Origin of the sequence: Bacillus sp. 22190 (assembly GCF_052045575.1) — a bacterium.
GTDB classification, from domain to species: domain Bacteria; phylum Bacillota; class Bacilli; order Bacillales; family Bacillaceae; genus Bacillus; species Bacillus altitudinis.
This window is the reverse complement of record NZ_JBQEPF010000005.1, coordinates 209,434-231,889: the sequence shown is the minus strand read 5'-3', so window position 1 is coordinate 231,889 and position 22,456 is coordinate 209,434. Positions and strand designations below refer to the sequence as shown.

Below are 22,456 nucleotides of genomic sequence, written 5' to 3'. Positions count from 1 at the left end.
AATTTAACTAGTGTTTCCTGTTTTGTTGTTTTCCCAAAACAGGAAACACCTCTTTAAAACACGAAAGACGATACCATTTTTCTGGTAACGTCTTTTTTTACATCCCTACTCTTACTTCTTTTGTTTGAAAAATCATTTCTTTTTCACTCTTCATATCAGCGTCCTGCACTCCGGCTGGTAAAAGAAAAATTGTTACTATAAATAAGCTAGTCAATACTTTCATACTTTCACCTCCCTCTTTGACCTTTAAAGTGTAAGATCTAAATCCATTTTTTTCAACTGGATTTTCGGGATATTTGCTCTAAAGTAATCACGCTGTTCAGAAAAAAAATGTAAAGATAATAAAATTTTATCTGTCCTTACCTCTCTAATTCCATCAAATAAATATGCATAGGGGCGTAAGGATTTATCTAAGTAATACAAACTAAGTGAATTGCCTTCACTTAGAACCTGTGTGAAATTTGTAACATTATAATCTTCATCAACCTTTTTACACCAGTAATATTGAAGAATAGCAATCTCTTCTTTGTTTTGGATAACTTCTTTTTCTCTCTCTGGAAACTCTTCATATAATTTCAAAAGTTGCTTGTAGTAATTTAATGATTTCTTATACGACTCAAAAAAATAGGATAAGCCAAGTAAATATGTTGCGGTCATGATATGGCTTTTGCTAATACCTGTATTCATTAAAGACATTGCAGCGTCTCTTGCTTTTTCAATATTATTTTCTTGTTTAAGGTACGTGTTTGCAAGAATTTCATCAATTCTTGCTTTAAAGCTCTTCTTTAGAAATGGATCATTTATTCCTTTTAAAAATTCCTTGGCTCTATCAATTGAAAGCAAACTCAAATCGTACTTTCCGATATTGTAATAGACATATGATTCAAATATTTCAAGTAATGTTTTACCTTCTATAGTTTTTGAATTAAGATTTTTTAATGCTCTTTGGTGATCAAGTGGTTTAAATGATTCTCTAAAATTCAAAGCAAAGAGATACGCATTACAAGCGTCTGGTGCTACAGAAGAATAATTATCAATAATATACCTTATTTCATTAAACATCTGATTGCTGTAATAATATTCCAAAGCACTATAAATGTATTTCTTATCGAAGCCACTTTTAGAGTATTCTTTCATCAATTGTTTTTCTTTACTAGGTAAAATTTTCCTCACTGTTTCTATGACCATCCAAAAAGCTATTTCTTTCCCCGAAAAAAATTTACTCATATAACCTTTTGTAATCCCGATTGCTTTGGCGATACTATTTTGGGATTTCTCCATTTTATCCAGGTGTTTTTTCAGAACGTCTCTTATATCATCATTTTTAACTGTACTGTGCATATGCTCACCTTTCAAAATCAATTTAGCACTCTAAAGCTGAAAATACTGTCATAAAATGTCGAATAAGTATAAAATTTCAATAAAATTTGTCACGCTAATTAATTGTATTATAATCCATTTGTGGCATAGGTTTACATACGACTTTTGGAGCTATTTGTTAAACAATGCTTTTTTTCAAAAGGTATGCTTAGCATTCGAAATATGATTTCGAACAGTCTTTTCGCTAATAAAAAGCTCGCTTGCAATTTCTTTTGTTGTTTTATCTTGGACGAGCAATTCGAATACTTCTCTTTCTCTTTTGGTTAATAGCGGCTTGGATTGAAACTCTTTCTCCTTCAAGTATTGTAACCCTCCTTGCTAAGGTGAGAGCTCTAGTCTCTATAGAATGGGATTCTGTATAGTCGAGATATCATATGCCGGGTACTTGAGGTAGGTGACGTTAAAATCGAGAATTCCCGCAGATGAGCGTCCAATTTCCTCCCCTTCAAACCGCACAAAAAAGGACGAGTCCCCTATAGAGACAGCGTCCTTGATCAAACAAGCTTTTAAAATATCGAAATGGCTCCTGTTAAAAGAGCAATAAGTGTTGTAAACAGGGCTGTGAGTACGGTCCATAACAGTGCGTACTTTTGCAAATCACCTATATCTTTATTCAGCATACTCACAAGTAGTAATGTGGAAGCCACAAGCGGACTCAGTAAATGGACAGGCTGTCCGATAATAGAAGCGCGCGCAATTTCTACTGGATCAATTCCGTAAGCTGCGCCGGCTTCAGCTAAGATTGGCAGCACCCCGAAATAATACGCATCATTTGAAAGAACAAATGTAAATGGCATACTCGTCAAAGCGACAATGAGTGGAAAAAATGAGCTGTATGAATCCGGAATCATGTAAATGACCAAGTTAGCAATGGACTCCACCATTTTTGTTCCAGAAAAAATGCCTGTGAAAATTCCTGCTGCAAACACAAGGGTAATGACCGTTAAGGCATTTCCTGCATGAGATAAAATCCGCTCACGCTGATCTTCAACTTTTGGATAGTTGATCATAAGCGCAATGACAAAGCCAATGAGAAAGAGTACAGGAATCGGTACGATATCCAATACAAGTGTCACCATGACAGCAATCGTCAGGAAGAAGTTAACCCAAATCAGGTTTGGTCTCTTCATATCTGCAACGCCATCTTCGATTGATGCCGCCAATTCAGGAGAGATCGAGACCTCTTCTTTATACTGAATCTCGGCAACCCCAATGCGCTTCCGTTCTTTTTTTCCAAGAACATACGCTGTAAAAAGGATAAAAAGACCGCCCCCTATCATCGTCGGGAGTAATGGAATGAAGAATTCCGCTGCATCTAAACCAAGTGCAGCAATCGCCCGAGTGGCTGGACCGCCCCAAGGCGTCATTCCACTCATAATGCCTAGTGATAATAATGAAATCGTCCCTAAAATCAGTGGGTTCATCCCAATTCTTAAGAAAAGTGGCAGCATAGCTGATACGGTAATCATGTACGTTGTGGTCCCATCACCATCTAATGCAACAAGCATAGACAAAATCGCTACCCCAAAAGCAATTTTCACCGGATCGCCTTTCACAAGACGTAAAATCAGTTTAATCAATGGGTCAAACAATCCAGCATCCAGCATGACACCGAAGAATAAGATGGCAAATAACAATAAAGCAGCAGATGGTGCAACGGTCTTGAGTCCATCAAGCATCATGTCCCCTAATCCGCTGTAAAATCCACCGATTAATGCAAAGATGATTGGCACAACGGTTAGAGCCACCACCGGATGCATACGTTTTGTCATAATAAGAAATGTAAAAGTCACGACCATCAAGATCCCTAAAATAGCTAGCACTTCATATCCCTCCATCCTCTTCTTTACACGATCCACAAGCGCCCCTTTTGCACTTGCGGCCCGAAATGTTAGCGCTTTCTATTTCAAGGATATAATAGCTTTTTTTATAATGAAAATATCGATTTTTTCGTCTATTCAATAAATTTTTTTTATAATTAGCCTTGCTGACTTCTTAAAAACTCAATGAATGCTTTCACAACAGACAAATGAAGGGAATCCGGCTGGTACATGAGCCATGTATCTCTTAAAACAGGCTGTCCATCTTTATACGAAAGACCTTTTACAAATAGCTCATCACTTGGTCTGAGGCAAATTTCCGGGACAATGGCATAACCTAAACCATGCTTCACCATCTCTTTTGATGTATCTTGCCTGTCTGTCTCCATTGTCACAAGCGGAGGCATCGTGAACGTCTCCTGCCACCATCTGTTAATCAATCGTTTTAATGAACTATCCGTGTGATAGTCAATGAGCGGCAGCTTCGGAAGGTCCTTTAGCTGTATTTCTGATTTTGAAATGATACAAAGGCGTTCTTTATCAAGCAAGAATCGCTCTCCATTCCAGTCGTAATCTCCTCTTAAAATCCCTAAATGTACACTTGATGTACCTAATAAATCCATGACTTTTGTGCTCCACCCTGTGTTCACCATAAATTGAACATGTGGATACTGCTTAGAAAACTCTCTTAAAATTTCCGGCAGTTTATATTGAGCAAAGTTACTCGACACCCCTAACCTGATCGTTCCTTTGACCTTTTTTTGCATATTGAGCATGCCATCTTTCGTTTGCTGGAGCTGCTTGAGCATGTCATTTGCGTATTTAGCCAAGTATTCGCCCTCTGATGTAAATTCAATGCCTCTTTTTCTTTTAAAGAAAAGCTTCATGTCAAATTCCTCTTCAAGCTGTTTCAATCGATAACTTAAGGCAGGCTGCGATACAAATAATTTTTCTGCCGCTTTTGTGATGTTCTTCTCTTCATATAGCACCTTTAAAAACCGCCAATCTTTCTCATCCATTGTGTGCCCTCCTTTTGACCTTGTTATAAAAATATTTTATCGGTTTCTCTTAAAATAATGTATTTAACTTATTTCTTATTTTACTTTACCATTTTGATTAGATAAATAGTAACTAAACAATTGAGGGTGAGAGCAATGAGAAAAGTTCCAATCACAATCATGCGAGGCGGTACAAGCAAAGGGGTCTTCATTCAAGCAAATGATGCACCTTACGAACACGATGAGCTCGAAGCATTTCTATTAGACATTATGGGCAGCCCTGACCGGCTGCAAGTTGATGGAATCGGGGGCGGTAATTCTTTAACAAGTAAGGTGGCCATTATCGATAAAGCCACTCGTCCAGATGTGGATGTGAACTATACGTTTGCACAAGTCAGCATCAATGAAAGATTTGTCGACTTTAAAGGAAACTGTGGGAATATCTCATCAGCAGTTGGACCGTATGCCATCATTAAAGGACTTGTCCAAGCAGTTGAGCCTGTCACAACGGTACGTATTCTGAATACCAACACGAATAAAATCATTGTGGCAGAGGTAGAAGTCGAGAACGGAGAAGTGAAATTTGAAGGACAGGCAGAAATTCCAGGAGTGAAAGGAACAGGTTCTCCCATTTATTTATCCTTTGAGAAACCTGAAGGCGCTGTCACAGGTAAAACCTTTCCGACTGGAAACAAAATGGATACGATCCAGACAAAGTTTGGAGAGATTCCGATCTCAATCGTTGACATTGCAAATCCAATCGCCTTTGTCCGTGCCAAAGATATTCAATTAAAAGGAACTGAATTGCCTGAGGAGTTTACAGACGAATTGCTGGATGATTTAGAAGAGATTCGTTCCATCGCTGCTGAAATGTGCCATTTTGCACCAAAAGAACTGGCCACATTACAGTCTCCAGCTGTTCCAAAGCTTGCGATCATCAGCGAGCCTGCTGATTATGTAGATACAAATGGAATATTGAGAAGAGCAGCAGATATGGACATCATTGTTCGGATGCTATCGATGCAAAGACCGCACCAAGCACTTGCCATCACCGGATCTGTCTGTGTGTCAGCCAGCTGTTTCATGGATCAAACGCTTCCGGCACAGCTGTTTCAAGGTCAAGATGATACACTTCGAATTGGTCATCCTGCTGGTATTATGCAAACTGAAATTGATATCTCACAAAACAGAGTGAAAGTCATTCGAACCGCAAGAGAAATCCTAGATGGAGTGGTCTTTACAAAAAAAGACTACATGGTTCAACCTCAAATAAAAAGAGAAGCATAAATGAGACGTCATCTTGTCGACAAAGAGCTAAAATGAACTGATTTTAGCTCTTTGTCTTTTTTTCAGTGTAAAGATCTTAAAGCACTCCGTTCTAACATCGAATGCAACGGTTTTCTACACACTCATCGAACGAGAAATTGTCTACTTGGGCGGTGCATCAATATCTCCTGCTGAATGGGCTTTTATATGTCCTTGATCATCTTTTAACTGAATATGACCATAACGGTTCACACCACAGCAAATCCCTTCCTGCCATGTTTGCTTTTCACGATCTAATGAAATACGAAGCGGTTGATTCAGCCGATATAATCGTTTGTTATAAAGGGCAGTGAGGGCTTCAAATCCTTCCATTTGCCAGCGTGCATGGTATTTTTCAAAGGCCTCTGCCAAATCTTTCACTAGCTGGTCCGCTTTCACCTCAGTCAGTTCTGATAGGCAAACGGTTTTATACGGAACGTGCTCTGGCTTTGTCACTACATTGATGCCCACACCGATGTAAATGGCGCTGCGATCTGCTTCAATTAATGTGCCAGATACTTTCGCTTCATTAATCAATAGATCATTTGGCCATTTGATTGTCAGCTGATCCTCTGCTCTCATGAGTGGTTTGAGTACATCATAAATGGCGAGTGCCGTCAGCGGGGCAATCGTTGATTGGGTGGAGATATCTACTGGAGGTTTTACTGTCATCGTGACAGCCACATTCCCTGTAGGCGTTTCCCACGGTCTGCCAAGCCTGCCTCTTCCCGCTGTCTGCTGCCGGGCATACACAGCAAATGAAGGGGTTTCTCCTTGCTGAATGAGCCTTTTCGCTTCATTATTTGTACTATCAATGGTGTCGTATTGAAAAATCTTCATGTGATCTCCTTTTGTTTCTTCTTCATCTGATTTTTTTATTATAACAAAATGAAGCATCTACCCGTGATTCTTTAATGTCGCTGGGCTTGAAAAGTTTCTTTTTCCTCTTCTGTAAACTGTACAGGGGCACCGGTGTCTTTACTTATTTGCACCATCGTGACAGAGCCTGTAAAACACGGTTCTTGCTGCTCATTTTCTCCTAAATAATGAAGGATGAGGGAGCTTGATCCAACCTTTTCTGGCTTTACGTACACACGCAGCCTCTCACCGATCTCCACTTGCTTGATGTAATCACATTGAAGGTTTGCCACGACCGTAATCGTCTCTCTCGCGCGCTTCATTCGTTTATCCACAATTCCTGTTTTTTGAAAGAAGGCAATCCGCGCCTCTTCAAAATACACAAACGGGGTGACATTGTTCATGTGACCAAACATATCCGTTTCTGAAAAACGGACGGTTGTTTCCACATAAAATCGAAACGATGCCCTCCACTCTTCAAACGGTTCTTCAATATATGACGGCAGCCTCATTTGATCCACTCCTTATTCGCAAACAAAACGCCTCTCCCGTATTGGAAGAGGCGTTTGTTATGTTTTGCATCCAGCCTCTTGTAAACACTCATCATGATTGGCAAGGAGGACTGAATGTGATGTTATTCTGCGTGATCGCTTCCGAAGAAGTTACGGAAAGCTTGTAAAGTTGTATCTCGGTTAAGTGCTGCAATTGATGTTGTGAGCGGGATTCCTTTCGGACAAGCCTGCACACAGTTTTGAGAGTTCCCGCAGTTTGCAAGACCGCCATCACCCATAATTTCTTCTAAACGGTCAGACTTATTCATTGCACCTGTCGGATGTGCGTTAAATAGACGAACTTGTGAAAGCGGTGCAGGGCCCATAAAGGAAGACTTATCATTCACGTTTGGACAAGCTTCAAGGCAGACACCACATGTCATACACTTCGAAAGCTCATACGCCCATTGACGCTTTTTCTCAGGCATTCTTGGTCCAGGTCCAAGATCATATGTGCCATCGATCGGCACCCATGCTTTGACTTTTTTCAATGAATTGAACATACGGCTTCGATCAACCTGCAAGTCTCTCACAACCGGGAAAGTTTTCATCGGCTGAAGACGAATCGGTTGCTCTAGCTTGTCAATTAGTGCTGTACATGACTGGCGAGGCGTTCCATTAATGACCATGGAACAAGCGCCACATACTTCTTCAAGACAGTTCATGTCCCAGTTGATCGCCGTTGTTTTTTCACCTTTTTTATTGACCGGATTACGTCTGATTTCCATGAGAGCAGAAATGACGTTCATATTCGGACGGTAAGGGATTTCGAATTCCTCATCATAAGGCTTGCCATCTGCTGTATCTTGACGTGTGATAATAAATTGAATCGTGTTTTTTTCACTCATCTTATTTCTCCACCTTTTTCTTCGAGTAATCTCGTTTACGAGGTGCAATTAACGATACATCGACGTCCTCATAGTGGAATGCAGGTTTTTGGTTTTTCCCTTTGAACGTAGCCATCGTTGTTTTTAGGAATTCTTCATCGTTTCTTTCTGGGAATTCCGGTTTATAGTGTGCGCCTCGGCTTTCATTCCGGTTGTAAGCCCCAATCGTAATCACGCGTGCTAGCTGAAGCATGTTGTCAAGCTGACGCGTGAAGGCAGCGCCTTGGTTGCTCCATGAAGCTGTATCGTTGATGTTAATATGCTTATAGCGCTCCATCAGTTCTTCAATCTTCTCATCTGTTTTTAAGAGCTTCTCGTTGTAACGAACCACTGTCACGTTGTCCGTCATCCATTCTCCAAGCTCTTTATGAAGCACATATGCATTTTCTGTGCCATCCATGCTAAGGATGTTGTCCCATTTCTCCTGCTCTTTCTTCACGGCACTGTCGAATGTTGCAGATGATAAATCTTCTGCAGACTTTTCAAGACCGCTAATGTATTTCACAGCATTTGGTCCAGCAACCATTCCGCCGTAAATCGCAGAAAGCAGTGAGTTTGCACCAAGTCTGTTTCCGCCGTGCATAGAGTAATCACATTCTCCTGCAGCAAACAAGCCCTTGATATTCGTCATTTGATCATAATCAACCCATAATCCGCCCATTGAATAATGAACAGCCGGGAAAATTTTCATCGGAAGCTTACGCGGGTCATCACCCATGAATTTCTCATAGATTTCAATGATTCCGCCAAGCTTAATATCTAGCTCTTTCGGATCTTTGTGAGAAAGATCAAGGTATACCATGTTCTCTCCGTTGATGCCAAGCTTTTGCTCGACACATACGTCGAAAATTTCACGCGTTGCAATGTCACGCGGTACAAGGTTCCCGTATGCTGGGTACTTTTCTTCAAGGAAGTACCAAGGTTTTCCGTCTTTATATGTCCAAACACGTCCACCTTCACCACGAGCTGATTCACTCATGAGACGCAGCTTGTCATCTCCTGGGATCGCTGTTGGGTGAATTTGAATGAATTCTCCATTAGCATAATGAGCACCTTGCTGATAAACGATCGATGCAGCTGATCCGGTATTAATCATGGAGTTCGTTGATTTACCGAATACGATACCAGGGCCACCTGTTGCCATGATGACAGCATCTGAACGGAAGGATTCGATTTCCATTGTCGTCAAGTTCTGTGCGACAATGCCTCGGCATACTTCTTCGTCATCTAAGACAGCGCCAAGGAATTCCCAGCCTTCATATTTCGTCACAAGCCCCGCTACTTCATAGCGGCGAACCTGCTCATCTAGTGCGTATAATAACTGCTGACCTGTTGTCGCACCAGCAAATGCTGTACGGTGGTGCTGTGTTCCCCCGAAACGGCGGAAGTCCAGTAATCCTTCTGGTGTTCTGTTAAACATTACACCCATACGATCAAGTAAGTGGATAATGGACGGCGCTGCTTCACACATTGCCTTTACTGGCGGCTGGTTAGCTAAAAAGTCTCCGCCATATACCGTGTCATCAAAATGCTCATAAGGTGAATCTCCTTCACCTTTTGTATTGACCGCTCCGTTAATTCCGCCCTGTGCACAAACAGAATGCGAACGTTTTACAGGTACGATTGAAAATAGTTTAACAGCTGTTCCCGCTTCTGCTGCTTTGATAGTTGCCATGAGACCAGCTAAGCCGCCTCCGACAACGATGATGCTAGAATTACTCATTGTAGCCCCTCTCCCTCTTCTACTAATCTATTTCCTCTTAAACAAAAGCGAAAATTGCTCTTAGCCCTACATATGAAAGCGCTATAAATATACCTAATGTCACATATGTGGAGATTCTTTGTGAGCGTGGTGAAACTGTAATTCCCCAGCTGACAGCAAATGACCACAAGCCATTAGCAAAGTGGAAAATAGTAGATAAAACGCCGACAATATAGAAACCTAGCATAAATGGAGAGCTTAAAATATTCGCCATCATGTCATAGTTTACTTCAGCACCAAGCTGCGCTTGAATGCGTGTTTCCCATACGTGCCAAGTGACAAAAATCAATGTGATGATACCTGTAATCCGTTGCAGTCTGAACAACCAGTTTCTTAAGTAACTGAAGCGAGACGTGTTGTTTTGTGCCGTAAAGGCTATGTACACCCCATAAACAGCATGATAGATCAGTGGTAAGAAAATCACGAACAGCTCAAGTGCATATCTGAATGGAAGCTGTTCCATAAAGTGTGCAGCTTTGTTAAACGCCTCTGGTCCATTCGTCGCAAAGTGGTTAATCACTAAGTGCTGTACTAAAAATAGACCGACCGGAATGACGCCAAGCAAAGAATGCAATCTCCGATAAAAAAATTCTTTGTTCCCCGACATTACTTTACCCCCTAGTAAAAAAAGTGCAATTGCTTGAAAATTGTCTTACCCCCGCTTCTTTCAATTGTAAGCACTTTATTCAAATTTATTGACAATTTCATTTTACTCCTATGTCAAAAAAGCGTCAAGAAACCGCGTACATAAATTAAAATTTTCCGAAATTTAAAAGTTTTAAATCAAAATTCGTTTTACTACAATAAGAATTTCTTAGACTTCAGGGAAAACTCTGTCATCATATGCCCACATAAGCTATAATAAATTGTTGAAAGAGGGGAGCCATACAATGAATAAATTCGAATCTAACTTAGAACAGCTAAAAGAAATTGAAGTCAATGGATTTGCCTACGAGCTGATACGCGAAGTTCTGCTGCCTGACATTCTTGGTCAGGATCATTCATCTATGATGTATTTTGCGGGTAAACTGCTTGCTCGTAAATTTCCTCAAGAGTCATGGGAGAAGATCCCCGAATTTTTCCATGATGCCGGATGGGGAACTCTCACGATGGTCCATTCGAAAAAACAGGAAATTGAGTTTGAGCTCGAAGGTCCACTTGTATCGAATCGACTCAGCTATCAAAAGGAGCCATGCTTTCAAATGGAAGCAGGTTTTATCGCTGAACAGATTCAGCTGCTCAATGAGCATGTGGCTGAATCCTATGAACAAGTAAAAAAGCGTGCTGATAAAGTCATTTTGACCGTTAAATGGGATTTAAGAGACCCTAGCTAACAATGTTTATGAAAGGCGTGGACTTCGTGTCACGCCTTTTTTATATGTCCTTCTATCATAGCACACTTGGCGTACCGGTTTACGCACGTTTTCCTTTCTTCATATGCTGATGATTTCCAATATAAAAAAGAGGTGTATCTTTTCATGGGATACACCTCTTTTGAAGATTTAAGAATGAGCAGCGGCGCTCACCTTTGATAATTCAAACGCATCATGAAGGGCTTCTACAGCTTTCACCATATCTTCACGATCAACGACTGTTGAGACCTTGATCTCAGACGTACTGACCATTTTCACTTGAATGTCTTTTTGAGCTAACACAGCGAACATTTCAGCCGCAACGCCTGGGTTTGAGACCATACCAGAGCCAACGATGGATACTTTGGCTAATTTGCTTTCTGTCTCAATCTGCTCATAACCAAGCGCACCTTTGTATTCTTCTAATACTTCAACTGTTTTAGACAAATCATCCGTTTTCACAGAGAAAGAGATGGAGGTCTGATTGGTGCTTGTGACAGACTGAATGATGATATCGACATTGATATTTTGCTTTGCAAGTGTCGTAAAAATCGTCGATAGCGTTGTTAAACCGCTTGAAAGGCCGCATACCGTTACGCGTGTCATCTGATCTTCAAATGCAATGCCTCTTACAACTAAATTTTGTTCCATGGATGATTCCTCCTCAATTAACGTACCCGATTCATTCTCAATACTAGAACGGACTTCTAGTGGGATTTGATAATTTTTCGCAAATTCGACCGCTCTCGGATGCAGCACACCTGCTCCTAAATTGGCTAACTCAAGCATTTCATCGTATGAAATTCCTGCAAGTTTTCGCGCAGACGGCACATAACGAGGATCTGTTGTAAACACACCTGGTACGTCCGTATAAATATCACATTTGTCCGCTTTGAGTGCCGCAGCTAGTGCCACTGCTGTCGTATCTGATCCACCACGCCCAAGTGTTGTAATATGTAGATCATCCGCAATTCCTTGGAAACCTGCTACAACGACGACTTTTCCAGCACTCAGTTCTTCTTGGATTCTTGCTTCATCGATGTCCACGATTCTTGCATTTCCGTGCACCTTCTCTGTTTTCATCCCAGCTTGCCAGCCTGTAAAGGAAATGGCATCATAACCTTTTGCTTGCAGCGCCATCGCTAATAATGAAATGGTCACCTGCTCACCAGTTGTCAGTAGCATATCCATTTCTCTTTTGCTTGGATCATCTGTGAGTTCTTTCGCTAGGTCTACTAGAACATCCGTTGATTTGCCCATCGCAGACACAACCACGACCACATCATTTCCTGCCTCGCGTTCAGCGATGACTCTCTCTGCGGCATTGCGAATTTTTTCTGTCGATCCAACAGATGTTCCACCAAATTTTTGTACAATTAGTCCCATGTCTACCACCCTTTTTCAAAAGATCACGTGTGAGAGAAGAGGCTGCGGAGACTGCTCTCTGCACTGCAAATAAAAAAGCAATGAGAGAACAAATCTCCCATTGCTTTAAAATCATCATCAAACGATGCAAACAATGAGATAGCCCTCCAAGAAATACATTCTTGACAGCCCTACATTTCTTCAATGTACAGCCAGCGAATAAAATGAGTGGATTTTATTCACTTCGGCGACGCTCCCCTTTCAGCCCTCTTCCTAGATCCCCTCGATCTCTGAAGGCTTACTCTTGAAGTTCGCACCTCTATCTTCAACAAACAACACGTTCATTTATTAAATTAGTCACATCTTAACAGACTTTTGGAAAAAGTACAATCTATTTTTTTAATGCCTCCATTAAAAGTTCAGCCGTTTGTTTCGGAATACCAGCGTCCTGAAAATCCTGGATAGAGGCTTCTTTCATCTTTTTCACAGAGCCAAAATGTTTAAGCAACTGCTTTTTACGCTTTTCTCCGATACCTGGGACATCGTCTAGAATAGACTGAAAAGCATTCTTCCCGCGCAGCTGCCGGTGAAAACTAATCGCAAATCGGTGCACTTCATCTTGAATACGCTGCAATAAATAAAAGGCCTGACTATTCCGTTCCAGCGCAACAATTTCAAGCGTATCACCCATCATCAGATTCGATGTCCTGTGTTTTTCATCTTTCACAAGACCTGCCACAGGAACAGACAGATTTAATTCATTTTCGAGCACATCTATGGCTGCGTTGATTTGTCCTTTTCCTCCGTCGATTAAAATCAAGTCAGGAAGCGGCAGTTCATCTTTTAACACACGGGTATACCGCCTTCTAATGACTTCACGCATGGAAGCATAATCATCAGGCCCCTCAACGGTTTTAATTTTGTATTTTCGGTATTCCTTTTTATACGGCTTCCCGTCTTGGAAGACAACCATAGCGGAAACGGGGTCTGCTCCTTGGATATTGGAGTTATCAAAAGCCTCAATCCGGTATGGCATATAAATATTGAGTGCATCTCCAAGCTGCTTCACTGCACCAATTGTCCGTTCTTCATCACGCTCTATAAGCGAGAACTTTTCTTTGAGAGCAATTTTGGCATTTTGGTGGGCAAGTAAAAGCAAATCCTTCTTCTTTCCTTTTTTCGGCTGATGAACATTCGTTTCAAGCAATTGCTCAATCATCTCTTGATCGACGCTGTCTGGCACCAAAATTTCCTTCGGCAAAAAGTGGTTGTTTTTTTCATAAAACTGCCCCATAAACGTGAGAAATTCTTCCTCAGGGTCTTGATACATCGGAAATAGGCTGACATCACGTTCGATTAATTTTCCCTGTCTGATGAAGAAGACTTGGACACACATCCAGCCCTTATCATAAGCATAGGCAAACACATCACGATCAGATAAGTCACTCATCGTCATCTTTTGCTTTTCCATCGTTGAGTCAATGTATGCGATTTGATCTCTCAGCTCTTTTGCCCGCTCAAACTCTAATTGTTCGGCCGCTTCTTGCATCTTCTCTGTTAATTCTTTCTTGATTTGCTGATGTCCTCCGTTTAGAAATCTTGTGATTTCGTCGACGAGCTGTTTATTCGTTTCTTCAGAAATGTCATACACACACGGAGCAAGACATTGTCCAAGATGATAATAAAGACAGACTCGGTCAGGGAGTGTCGCACATTTTCTAAGTGGATATAAACGGTCGAGCAGCTTTTTCGTTTCTCTTGCTGCTTGTACGTTCGGATATGGACCGAAGTATTTCCCTTTATCCTTTTTCACATTGCGAGTGACAATCAGCTTAGGGTGACGTTCATTCGTAATTTTAATAAAAGGGTACGTTTTATCATCCTTGAGCATGACATTGTATTTCGGGTCATATTTTTTGATTAAATTCAGCTCTAAAATAAGTGCCTCAATATTTGAAGAGGTGACAATGTATTCAAAGTCTTCGATTTCACTGACAAGCCGCTGCGTTTTGGCATCATGAGATCCTGTAAAATAAGAGCGGACCCTATTTTTTAATACCTTTGCCTTTCCCACATAAATGATCGTATTTTGTCTATCTTTCATTAAGTAACAGCCTGGTTGATCAGGTAAGACTGACAGCTTTTCTTTGATCAATTTGTTCATATTTTCATCCGTCCTTGTTTTCCGCTTTCACTCCTTCTAGTGTATCACGAACATTTGTTTTATACCATGATGAAAGAAAAGCGGCTCTCGACTATACGAGAACCGCTTTTTGAGATCATGCCACGCGGGCATAGATCGGTTTATAGATGTTTGTTTACAAGCTCAGCTAGTGCTTCTTTTGGTTTGAAACCAACAGACGTTTCGACGACTTCACCGTCTTTTAAAACAAGAAGTGTTGGGATACTCATAACGCCGTATTTACCAGCAGTTTCTTGGTTATCATCCACATCAATTTTAACAATTTTCATTTTATCGCCCATTTCTTGATCAAGTTCTTCAAGAACTGGAGCAATCATTTTACAAGGTCCGCACCAAGGTGCCCAAAAGTCTGCAAGAACAACACCTTCTGCAGTTTCTTGTGAAAATGTTGCGTCAGTAGCTTTTACGATTGCCATTATTCATTCCTCCAATGTAAATTATGCTTTTTAGTATAGCATCTACCAATGTGACTTGCGAATGAAATGCTTACGAATCATTTTTTATGAAATGAATTAAAAAACAAACCGTATAATCGCACCAATAACAACAATCGCACCGATGATCATTAGAATGGTTCTAAGCATATGACATGACACCCTTTCCGCTTCATTTACAATGTATGATGCCCCAACATTCTTCTCATCAAACATTGAAATATGCGATCAAGCCAGATCGACGGTCAACATGACAACCGACATAGACGGCAGATCAATAGTCAGCTCGCCGTGCTTAACAGCAAATTGCCGAAAGTCCGCAGGCTGAACGGAATGAGGGTCATCGAACGTATTGTGCGCATTCATCCGATCAGCAGTCAGTACACGGCCAGTGACCTTCGTTTTTGCATCGATTCCCTCTATCGCAAGAGATACGTCTGCTTTTTCATGGGGATTCACATGACATAAACTAATATGCATCTTGTCAGATGACCGCGAGGCTGACACACTGACTTGAGGGATTTTTTCACCCCGGCGTTCATACGAAGGAGCATTCAATTCTACTTCAAGCGCTTCTTCTTCTTGATGCACTTGAAACATGTGAAATACATGATAGGTAGGTGTCAGAAGCATCTTTTCGTCCTGCGTCAACACCATCGCTTGCAGCACATTGACGGTCTGGGCAATATTCGCCATATGAATCCGCTGGCAATGGCGATGAAAAATATGAAAATGCAAGGCACAGACTAGGGCATCTCTTAATGTGTTTTGCTGATACAAAAAACCTGGATTTGTCCCCGGTTCTGGATCATACCATGTCCCCCATTCATCAATAATCATCCCAATTCGCTTGTCTGGATCATAACGATCCATGATTTTTCCGTGTTCCACGACAAGCCGCTCCATTTCAGACGCCTTTTTCAGCGTTGTAAACCACTCATCCTCATCAAAATCAGTCGCAGACCCTTTTTTCTCCCATGTTCCTGGGACCGTATAGTAATGCAAACTGAGCCCATCCATCCAAGGCGCTGCACGCTCCATTAATACTTTTGTCCAATTCACATCATTTGAATTCGCACCGCATGCGATTTTGTAAATGCGCTGACCAGCAAATTCTCTCACATACGTTTGGTAGCGTTTATATAAGTCTGCATAATACTCTGGCGTCATATTTCCACCACATCCCCAGCTTTCATTACCTACACCAACATACGTCAGCTCCCACGGTTCTTGTTTTCCATTTTGAATGCGCCAATCCGACATAGGTGTCCCTTTAGGAAATGTGATATATTCAATCCATTCTGCTAATTCTTGAACAGAACCGCTTCCAACGTTTCCACAAATATAAGGCTCACATTCAAGTAATTCACACAGTCTCATAAATTCATGTGTACCAAACGCATTTGATTCAACGGTGCCACCCCAATGAGTATTCACCATCGGCTTTCGTTCACTCAGATCACCGACGCCGTTTGCCCAATGATACTCGTCTGCAAAACAGCCCCCCGACCACCTCAGCACCGGGATATGTAAGGCTTGAAGGGCCTTTAGCACATCAGTACGAATCCCTTCAACATGATCAATCTCTGAATCTTTCCCTACCCAAATTCCGTCATAAATTCCTCTTCCTAAATGCTCTTGAAAGTGTCCATAGATGTGTTTAGAAATGCGTCCAATCACTTCATTGACTTTTACTGTCCCATTCACTTGTAAACCGCTCCTTTGTTTCGTGATAACATACAAAAAAACCCAGAATACCTAGGCATTCTGAGTGTATGAGCGTTAAGAATGGATATTCATCTTTTTTAACTCTTCATTTAAAAGCGGAACGACTTCGAATAAGTCACCAACTATTCCGTAATCAGCGATTTTGAAGATTTCAGCTTCTGGGTCTTTGTTGATTGCAACAATGACTTTACTGTTGGACATACCGGCTAAATGCTGAATAGCTCCTGAAATCCCGCAGGCAATGTAAAGGTCAGGTGTGACCACTTTACCGGTTTGACCAATTTGCAGGGCATAATCGCAGTAGTCAGCGTCACATGCACCACGCGAGGCACCGACTGCTGCGCCAAGTGTTTGGGCAAGTTCTTTCAGCGGTTCAAAGCCTTCTTTGCTCTTGACCCCCCTGCCTCCTGCGACAATAACCTTCGCTTCAGATAAATCTACACCTTCTGATGTTTTTTTAATGACTTCCTTCACGATCGTTCTTAGGTTTTGAATATCGACAGAAACTGGCGTCACTTCTCCGCTGCGTGACGCATCACGCTCCAGCGGTGCCACGTTGTTTGGACGGATAGTAGCCAAAAGCAGACGATCTGTTGAAATGACTTTTTCAAAAGCTTTTCCTGAATAAATCGGTCTAGTGAAAACAAGGTGTTCACCGGTAACGCTTACATCTATTGCATCTGAAATTAAGCCAGTTTGCAGGCGTGCAGCTATTTTTGGTGACAAGTCTTTTCCGATTGATGTATGACCGAAGAGCACTGCATCAGGATTGACTTGATCTAATATTGCTTGAAGCGCCTGCGCAAAACCATCAGACGTATAATAAGAAAGATGCGGGTGCTCGACGATCATCACATGATCCGCTCCATAATAAAGCAGTTCATCCGCTTGGTCTTTGACGTGATCCCCTATTAAAACGCCAATCACTTCACCGCCATCAGCCACCTCGTGAGCGGCAGCAATCGCTTCAAATGTCACATTTCTTAATTTACCGTCACGACTTTCTCCAAGTACAACAACTTTTTTACTCATCCTATAAGCTCCCCCTTGTTCTCGTGATATCGTAAAGTGGATGTTTAGATGACTTTTGCTTCATTTCTTAGCAGGTCTGTCAGTTCCTTGACCTGATCCTGAAGCTCTCCGCTCAACACCTTGCCACCCTCTTTTTTCTCCGGTAAGAAACGTTCGATTGTTTTGATTTTAAATGGCACATCGTCTTCATCTAGATCTAGATCGTCTAATTCCAGTTCTTCTAAAGGCTTTTTCTTTGCCTTCATGATGCCTGGTAACGATGGATAACGAGGCTCATTGAGACCTTGCTGCGCGGTGACCACTAGCGGGAGCTCGGCAGAAATCACTTCCACATCACCCTCTGCATCTCGCTCAATTGAAGCTGAGCCGCCGTCGATTTGAATACTTGTAATGGTTGTGACATATGGAAAACCGAGTAATTCAGCAAGACGCGGGGCCACCTGTCCAGACCCGCCGTCAATCGCTACATTCCCTGCTAAGATCAAGGAAGCTTCTTTATCCTTGAGATAGTGATATAGAATCGTAGAAGCGGAAAACTGATCCCACTCCTCCAAATCATCTTCAACATTTAATAAAACGGCTTGATCGCAGCCCATTGCAAGTGCTGTTCTAAGCTGCTTCTCCGTATCTTCATTGCCAACTGTCACGACCGTTACTTCTCCCCCGTGCTCATCCCGAAGCTGAATCGCTTCTTCAATTGCGTACTCATCATAAGGATTAATAATGAACTCTGCCCCATCTTCTTGAATAGCACCAGACTGAATAGAGATTTTCTCTTCCGTGTCAAACGTACGCTTCATTAAAACAAAAATATTCATTCATTTCTCCCCCTTGTGTCGTACTAATCCCTTATTCCCCTTTAAAATTCGGTTTACGCTTTTCAATAAAAGCTTGGATGCCTTCTTTGGCATCATTCGACTGGAACACCTCAGCAAACTTTTTGGCTTCCAGCTTCATTCCGCCATCATATGAGTACACTTTTGTCGCATTCAATAACTCAAGCACATACTCAAGCGTTTTAGGGCTTTTCGCTGCAAATTTCGCCGCCAATGTTTTCGCTGTTTCCAGCGCTTCTTCCTCTGTTTCCGCAAGTTTTGAAACAAGTCCGCAGGCAAATGCTTCTTCTCCTGTAATTGGCTCAGCTGTTCCCATCATTTCAAGTGCTTTAGCTGATCCAACGTAGCGAGGCAGGCGCTGCGTTCCGCCGAATCCTGGGATAATACCGAGATTTAATTCCGGCAGTCCCAGCTTTGCATCTTTTGTTGCGATTCGAATATCACACGACATCGCCAGCTCAAGCCCGCCGCCTAATGCTGCCCCGTGAATGGAAGCAATCACCGGTTTTGGACATTGTTCAATTCGTTCAAACACTTGCTGTCCTCTGTCTGCAAGGCTGGCATAATCAGATTCTTCCTGCAAGGTCGTAAATTCTTTAATATCAGCACCTGCTGAGAAAAATCTACCTTCTCCATGAATGACAATAGCTCTCACTTCACTGTTTTGTTCAAGCTGATCAAACATGTCGTTGAGTTCAGTGAGAAGCTGAGAGGATAAGGCATTTGCAGGCGGGTGTTGAATCGTGATGAGTGCTGTCTGTTCGTCTTGGTGTAAGCTAAGTATTTTTTCCATGTCAATCATCCTTTTTCAATTGTCTTTAAGATTGATGTATTCCGTTTAAGAGAAGATCATGTACACTTTCTGCGAGTGCTGGCAGGTCATACTTTTGATCATTCATGACCCATGTTGTAGCGGTTTCATCAATCGTCCCAAATACCATTTGTCTCGCTAAGCGGACATCTAGATTTTGTCTAAATTCTCCTGTCTTCTTTCCCTCGGTTAAAATGGAGTCTAGCATATTTAAATACCCTTTCAGCACCTCATTGATTTTTTGGCGCAGTTCAAGGTTTGACTGCCTGAGTTCAAGCTGTGTCACAAGGGCCAAATGATGGTCTTGCGATAGCAGGCGAAAGTGTTCTCGAATGAGGAGAAGAAGCTTTTCTTTCGCAGACGGTTTCTTTTGAATATCGTTTTCCATCCGTTCGATGAATTGTCCCATTTTTTCTTTAAACAACGAGATCAGAATATCCTCTTTGTTTTTGAAATAGAGATAAATGGTTCCGTCTGCTACTCCTGCTTGTTTGGCAATCTTTGAAACTTGTGATTGATGGTAGCCGTTCTCTGCAATCACCACAACGGCTGCATCAATAATTTGCATGTACTTCGGTCTTTTCTGCTTCAATGTGCTTCGTCCCTTTCTAAATTGAATGAGCATTCATTCATAACTTTATGTTAAAAAGAAACGAGTGATTTGTCAAGTGATGTTCTTCTTTCTTTTCAACCTTTAGCATACCAGAGCAGACACGTACAATTCAAATCATCCGGCCGCTTGACCGGATGATGCTGGTTCATTCTCTCATTGATCGACTGGTTCTTCTGTTGAAGATGATTGCTTTCTTTTTTCTTCTTCAATTAACACTCTGCGCAAGATTTTCCCTACAGCCGTTTTAGGCAGTGATTCCTTAAATTCGTAGACACGCGGCACTTTAAATGAGGCAATTCTTGTTCTAACAAAACGATCCAGTTCATCCTCTGTTACATAGGCATCCTTTTTCGGGACAACAAAGGCTTTTACTGTTTCCCCTCTATACGGATCTGGAATACCCGCCACAACCACTTCTTGTACAAGCTCATGCTCATAAAGGGCTTCTTCAACCTCTCTTGGGTAAATATTATAGCCGCTCGCGATGATGACATCTTTTTTCCGGTCTACGATATAGAAAAAACCATCCTCATCCATATACCCAATGTCTCCTGTGAAAAACCAGCCGTCTCTTAACACTGCCGCTGTCTCATCCGGCTGATTCCAGTACCCTTTCATGATTTGAGGACCTTTGACGATAATCTCTCCATGCTCATATGGCGCTTTGAGTCCACCCGTTTCTTCACAATAAATACCGGCATCCGTATTCGGCCAAGGGCACCCGATACTTCCTATTTTGTTCGCTCCCCATAAGAAATTGGCATGAGTGACAGGAGAAGTTTCTGAAAGTCCATATCCCTCCACCAGCCTTCCTCCTGTTAGTTTTTCAAAACTCTGTTTGACTTCAACAGGAAGAGCGGCCGATCCGCTTAAGCATGCCGTGATGGATGATAGGTCATACTTCTCAATATTCGGATGATGAAGCAGGGCAATATACATCGTTGGTGCTCCTGGGAACAGCGTCGGTTTCTGTTTTTCAATAGTCTTCAAGGCATCCGCTGCATCAAAACGCGGAAGAAGAATCATTTGATGACCTTCTTTGACTGCAAGGTTTAGCACGGTCGTCATGCCGTATACATGAAAGAACGGAATGATCCCTAGAATCCGTTCTTTTCCACGGTTCGTTTTATACATCCAGGATGCACACATTTCTGTATTGGCTACTATATTTTCGTGTGTGAGCATGACTCCTTTTGGTAAACCGGTCGTTCCGCCTGTATATTGCAAAACTGCGACATCCTCTTTCGGTTGAAAGGATATTTGCGGAATCTGTTCTCCTGACGACTCTTTCATGATCTGTGAGAAATGATGAATGGAATCACTCTTCTCCACTTGGATGACCATGTTGTTTTTCCTTCGCTGGACAATCGGAAACAATATGTTTTTCGGAAATGGCAAGTAATCTTGTAATTTTGTGATGATCAAATGTTCCATACTTGTCAGCGCTTTCATTTTATAGGCCTTTGGATACAGTAGATCGAGAGTGATCAGCACCTTAGAGCCGCTGTCCTCCATTTGATATTCCAGTTCTTTCTCCGTATAAAGCGGATTGGTTTGAACGACAATGCCGCCTGCTATTAAAACCGCATAATAAGAAATCACCGATTGCGGGCAGTTTGGCAGCATAATCGCTACTCTGTCGCCTTTTTTGACACCGATGTCAATCAAGTGACTGGCTAATTTCAGCGCATCTTCTTGTAACTGCTGGTAGGTGATGTTTTTTCCTAAAAAATGAATGGCTGTATGCTCAGGTGCTGCCTCTGCGGAGCTGAATAAGTAAGATTGCAATGTTTCATTTGGGATGGTGAGTTCGTGGGGAATTTGATTCGGGTAATGCAGAAGCCATCGTTTATCTGACTGCATAAAAACCCTCCTTCCTGAACTTTCGTACTATTTTATTATAGCAAACTTTTCCTTATGGCAGTTTGCTTTTTTCAAATCGAGCTCGTTCTATGGCACATCTTCATTTTTTCGCCGGTGTTTCTATAGAGGCTCTTTTCCCTTCATGATGCCACTTTTCGTATAATCCACCGATCGCACGAAATGACTCATGGACTCTCTCCACAATCTGTTTATGGATACTAGGGTCATTAGGTAAATGTGTTTGGATGTTGTCCACTTGATATTGTCTCATCATGTCTAGATACACAGTTAGAAAGATGGTGTCTTCTAAAATCCAATATACGACTTCATCCGCCTCTTTTGTTCTTTTATGAAGCACTTTAATCCCTCGTTCATATTGAATAAGAATATAGCCGGATGGATCAATGTCGATATATGGACTCAAATCATCAAAAAAACCAGTCGTTTGAAAAGGACGCGCAACATACGGTTCATATATGTCTTGGGGAAGAGATGTCTTTTTGAGACAACTGTCAATGCGCTTTATGAGTTCGTCTTTTTGCAAGATTTGATTCATTCTGATTCGCCGCCTTTGATGAGTGAAAAGCTGTCAAGGTTTTCCCTGACAGCTTTCTAGAATGTATTCTTCATTTTACAGGAACATGTAAACGGCACCAAT

Annotated in this window: 22 protein-coding genes and 1 riboswitch; of the genes, 2 read left to right on the top strand and 20 right to left on the bottom strand. The window is 41.7% G+C overall.

The genetic code is table 11. The features are described 5' to 3' along the window. Positions 1-97: 97 nt before the first annotated feature. The 5 genes from ACTJKA_RS09495 to ACTJKA_RS09475 form a co-directional block, all read right to left on the bottom strand. Positions 98-223, bottom strand: coding sequence for a hypothetical protein (locus tag ACTJKA_RS09495; protein WP_440607709.1), 126 nt, complete (start codon positions 221-223; stop codon positions 98-100). 23 nt (positions 224-246) lie between these two features. Beyond that, the gene (locus ACTJKA_RS09490) at positions 247-1,362 is read right to left on the bottom strand and encodes an AimR family lysis-lysogeny pheromone receptor (protein WP_440607708.1); all 1,116 of its coding nucleotides are present in this window, start codon (positions 1,360-1,362) and stop codon (positions 247-249) included. A gap of 153 nt (positions 1,363-1,515) precedes the next feature. Beyond that, positions 1,516-1,680: a spore germination transcription factor GerE gene (locus ACTJKA_RS09485; RefSeq protein WP_326254545.1), complete on the bottom strand. Its 165-nt coding sequence runs from the start codon at positions 1,678-1,680 to the stop codon at positions 1,516-1,518. Between the two features lie 206 nt (positions 1,681-1,886). Continuing rightward, positions 1,887-3,203: a CitMHS family transporter gene (locus ACTJKA_RS09480; RefSeq protein ID WP_017358236.1), complete on the bottom strand. Its 1,317-nt coding sequence runs from the start codon at positions 3,201-3,203 to the stop codon at positions 1,887-1,889. Between the two features lie 155 nt (positions 3,204-3,358). After that, positions 3,359-4,219 carry a LysR family transcriptional regulator gene (locus ACTJKA_RS09475; RefSeq protein WP_007501609.1) on the bottom strand — a complete coding sequence of 287 codons (861 nt, stop codon included), beginning with the start codon at positions 4,217-4,219 and terminating at the stop codon, positions 3,359-3,361. Positions 4,220-4,354: 135 nt separating this feature from the next. Between ACTJKA_RS09475 and ACTJKA_RS09470 the strand changes: the two genes are divergently transcribed. Next, positions 4,355-5,485 carry a 2-methylaconitate cis-trans isomerase PrpF family protein gene (locus tag ACTJKA_RS09470; protein WP_017367811.1) on the top strand — a complete coding sequence of 377 codons (1,131 nt, stop codon included), beginning with the start codon at positions 4,355-4,357 and terminating at the stop codon, positions 5,483-5,485. Between the two features lie 141 nt (positions 5,486-5,626). Here the strand turns inward: ACTJKA_RS09470 and ACTJKA_RS09465 are convergent, their stop codons facing one another. From ACTJKA_RS09465 to ACTJKA_RS09445, 5 genes are all read right to left on the bottom strand, one after another. Continuing rightward, the gene (locus ACTJKA_RS09465) at positions 5,627-6,343 is read right to left on the bottom strand and encodes a biotin--[acetyl-CoA-carboxylase] ligase (protein ID WP_440607707.1); all 717 of its coding nucleotides are present in this window, start codon (positions 6,341-6,343) and stop codon (positions 5,627-5,629) included. A 71-nt stretch (positions 6,344-6,414) separates the two neighbouring features. Next, the gene (locus ACTJKA_RS09460) at positions 6,415-6,873 is read right to left on the bottom strand and encodes an acyl-CoA thioesterase (RefSeq protein WP_265153678.1); all 459 of its coding nucleotides are present in this window, start codon (positions 6,871-6,873) and stop codon (positions 6,415-6,417) included. Positions 6,874-6,995: 122 nt separating this feature from the next. Next, the gene (sdhB, locus tag ACTJKA_RS09455; protein ID WP_008345969.1) at positions 6,996-7,760 is read right to left on the bottom strand and encodes a succinate dehydrogenase iron-sulfur subunit; all 765 of its coding nucleotides are present in this window, start codon (positions 7,758-7,760) and stop codon (positions 6,996-6,998) included. A gap of 1 nt (position 7,761) precedes the next feature. After that, positions 7,762-9,522: a succinate dehydrogenase flavoprotein subunit gene (sdhA, locus tag ACTJKA_RS09450; protein WP_007501620.1), complete on the bottom strand. Its 1,761-nt coding sequence runs from the start codon at positions 9,520-9,522 to the stop codon at positions 7,762-7,764. Positions 9,523-9,559: 37 nt separating this feature from the next. Next, positions 9,560-10,168 carry a succinate dehydrogenase cytochrome b558 subunit gene (locus tag ACTJKA_RS09445; RefSeq protein WP_007501622.1) on the bottom strand — a complete coding sequence of 203 codons (609 nt, stop codon included), beginning with the start codon at positions 10,166-10,168 and terminating at the stop codon, positions 9,560-9,562. A gap of 283 nt (positions 10,169-10,451) precedes the next feature. On the opposite strand from ACTJKA_RS09445, the gene ACTJKA_RS09440 reads away from it, so the two are divergent. After that, the gene (locus ACTJKA_RS09440; protein WP_008345974.1) at positions 10,452-10,895 is read left to right on the top strand and encodes a YslB family protein; all 444 of its coding nucleotides are present in this window, start codon (positions 10,452-10,454) and stop codon (positions 10,893-10,895) included. A gap of 168 nt (positions 10,896-11,063) precedes the next feature. Here ACTJKA_RS09440 and ACTJKA_RS09435 read toward each other — a convergent pair whose 3' ends face one another. The 10 genes from ACTJKA_RS09435 to ACTJKA_RS09390 form a co-directional block, all read right to left on the bottom strand. Next, positions 11,064-12,299 (bottom strand): aspartate kinase, encoded by a 1,236-nt coding sequence (locus ACTJKA_RS09435; RefSeq protein ID WP_113747106.1) that lies wholly within the window; start codon positions 12,297-12,299, stop codon positions 11,064-11,066. Between the two features lie 131 nt (positions 12,300-12,430). Beyond that, positions 12,431-12,608: riboswitch (Lysine riboswitch) on the bottom strand. Between the two features lie 61 nt (positions 12,609-12,669). Continuing rightward, positions 12,670-14,442: an excinuclease ABC subunit UvrC gene (gene uvrC, locus ACTJKA_RS09430; protein WP_007501627.1), complete on the bottom strand. Its 1,773-nt coding sequence runs from the start codon at positions 14,440-14,442 to the stop codon at positions 12,670-12,672. 140 nt (positions 14,443-14,582) lie between these two features. After that, positions 14,583-14,897 carry a thioredoxin gene (gene trxA, locus ACTJKA_RS09425; RefSeq protein WP_007501629.1) on the bottom strand — a complete coding sequence of 105 codons (315 nt, stop codon included), beginning with the start codon at positions 14,895-14,897 and terminating at the stop codon, positions 14,583-14,585. A 246-nt stretch (positions 14,898-15,143) separates the two neighbouring features. After that, positions 15,144-16,622 carry an alpha-N-arabinofuranosidase gene (locus ACTJKA_RS09420; RefSeq protein ID WP_440607706.1) on the bottom strand — a complete coding sequence of 493 codons (1,479 nt, stop codon included), beginning with the start codon at positions 16,620-16,622 and terminating at the stop codon, positions 15,144-15,146. A gap of 75 nt (positions 16,623-16,697) precedes the next feature. Beyond that, the gene (locus ACTJKA_RS09415) at positions 16,698-17,675 is read right to left on the bottom strand and encodes an electron transfer flavoprotein subunit alpha/FixB family protein (protein ID WP_017358243.1); all 978 of its coding nucleotides are present in this window, start codon (positions 17,673-17,675) and stop codon (positions 16,698-16,700) included. A 44-nt stretch (positions 17,676-17,719) separates the two neighbouring features. Beyond that, on the bottom strand, positions 17,720-18,493 hold the full coding sequence (locus ACTJKA_RS09410; RefSeq protein ID WP_210552158.1) for an electron transfer flavoprotein subunit beta/FixA family protein: 774 nt from the start codon (positions 18,491-18,493) through the stop codon (positions 17,720-17,722). Positions 18,494-18,524: 31 nt separating this feature from the next. After that, complete coding sequence (locus ACTJKA_RS09405; protein ID WP_017358245.1) at positions 18,525-19,304, bottom strand: enoyl-CoA hydratase; 780 nt, start codon at positions 19,302-19,304, stop codon at positions 18,525-18,527. A 25-nt stretch (positions 19,305-19,329) separates the two neighbouring features. Next, entirely contained in the window at positions 19,330-19,914 is a 585-nt protein-coding gene (locus ACTJKA_RS09400; RefSeq protein WP_017367816.1) for a TetR/AcrR family transcriptional regulator, read from the bottom strand. A gap of 174 nt (positions 19,915-20,088) precedes the next feature. Further along, positions 20,089-21,798 (bottom strand): AMP-binding protein, encoded by a 1,710-nt coding sequence (locus ACTJKA_RS09395; RefSeq protein ID WP_008345988.1) that lies wholly within the window; start codon positions 21,796-21,798, stop codon positions 20,089-20,091. A 100-nt stretch (positions 21,799-21,898) separates the two neighbouring features. Continuing rightward, positions 21,899-22,354, bottom strand: a complete 456-nt coding sequence (locus ACTJKA_RS09390) for an Imm63 family immunity protein (protein WP_035701944.1) — start codon at positions 22,352-22,354, stop codon at positions 21,899-21,901. Positions 22,355-22,456 lie beyond the last annotated feature (102 nt).

Bases quoted from the DNA above. Each gene is read 5' to 3' on its own strand.
- ACTJKA_RS09495 (WP_440607709.1), bottom strand. From the start codon at position 223: ATGAAAGTATTGACTAGCTTATTTATAGTAACAATTTTTCTTTTACCA.
- ACTJKA_RS09475 (WP_007501609.1), bottom strand. From the start codon at position 4,219: ATGGATGAGAAAGATTGGCGGTTTTTAAAGGTGCTATATGAAGAGAAG.
- ACTJKA_RS09470 (WP_017367811.1), top strand. From the start codon at position 4,355: ATGAGAAAAGTTCCAATCACAATCATGCGAGGCGGTACAAGCAAAGGG.
- ACTJKA_RS09465 (WP_440607707.1), bottom strand. From the start codon at position 6,343: ATGAAGATTTTTCAATACGACACCATTGATAGTACAAATAATGAAGCG.
- ACTJKA_RS09460 (WP_265153678.1), bottom strand. From the start codon at position 6,873: ATGAGGCTGCCGTCATATATTGAAGAACCGTTTGAAGAGTGGAGGGCA.
- sdhB (WP_008345969.1), bottom strand. From the start codon at position 7,760: ATGAGTGAAAAAAACACGATTCAATTTATTATCACACGTCAAGATACA.
- sdhA (WP_007501620.1), bottom strand. From the start codon at position 9,522: ATGAGTAATTCTAGCATCATCGTTGTCGGAGGCGGCTTAGCTGGTCTC.
- ACTJKA_RS09445 (WP_007501622.1), bottom strand. From the start codon at position 10,168: ATGTCGGGGAACAAAGAATTTTTTTATCGGAGATTGCATTCTTTGCTT.
- ACTJKA_RS09440 (WP_008345974.1), top strand. From the start codon at position 10,452: ATGAATAAATTCGAATCTAACTTAGAACAGCTAAAAGAAATTGAAGTC.
- ACTJKA_RS09435 (WP_113747106.1), bottom strand. From the start codon at position 12,299: ATGGGACTAATTGTACAAAAATTTGGTGGAACATCTGTTGGATCGACA.
- uvrC (WP_007501627.1), bottom strand. From the start codon at position 14,442: ATGAACAAATTGATCAAAGAAAAGCTGTCAGTCTTACCTGATCAACCA.
- trxA (WP_007501629.1), bottom strand. From the start codon at position 14,897: ATGGCAATCGTAAAAGCTACTGACGCAACATTTTCACAAGAAACTGCA.
- ACTJKA_RS09415 (WP_017358243.1), bottom strand. From the start codon at position 17,675: ATGAGTAAAAAAGTTGTTGTACTTGGAGAAAGTCGTGACGGTAAATTA.
- ACTJKA_RS09410 (WP_210552158.1), bottom strand. From the start codon at position 18,493: ATGAATATTTTTGTTTTAATGAAGCGTACGTTTGACACGGAAGAGAAA.
- ACTJKA_RS09405 (WP_017358245.1), bottom strand. From the start codon at position 19,304: ATGGAAAAAATACTTAGCTTACACCAAGACGAACAGACAGCACTCATC.
- ACTJKA_RS09395 (WP_008345988.1), bottom strand. From the start codon at position 21,798: ATGCAGTCAGATAAACGATGGCTTCTGCATTACCCGAATCAAATTCCC.
- ACTJKA_RS09390 (WP_035701944.1), bottom strand. From the start codon at position 22,354: ATGAATCAAATCTTGCAAAAAGACGAACTCATAAAGCGCATTGACAGT.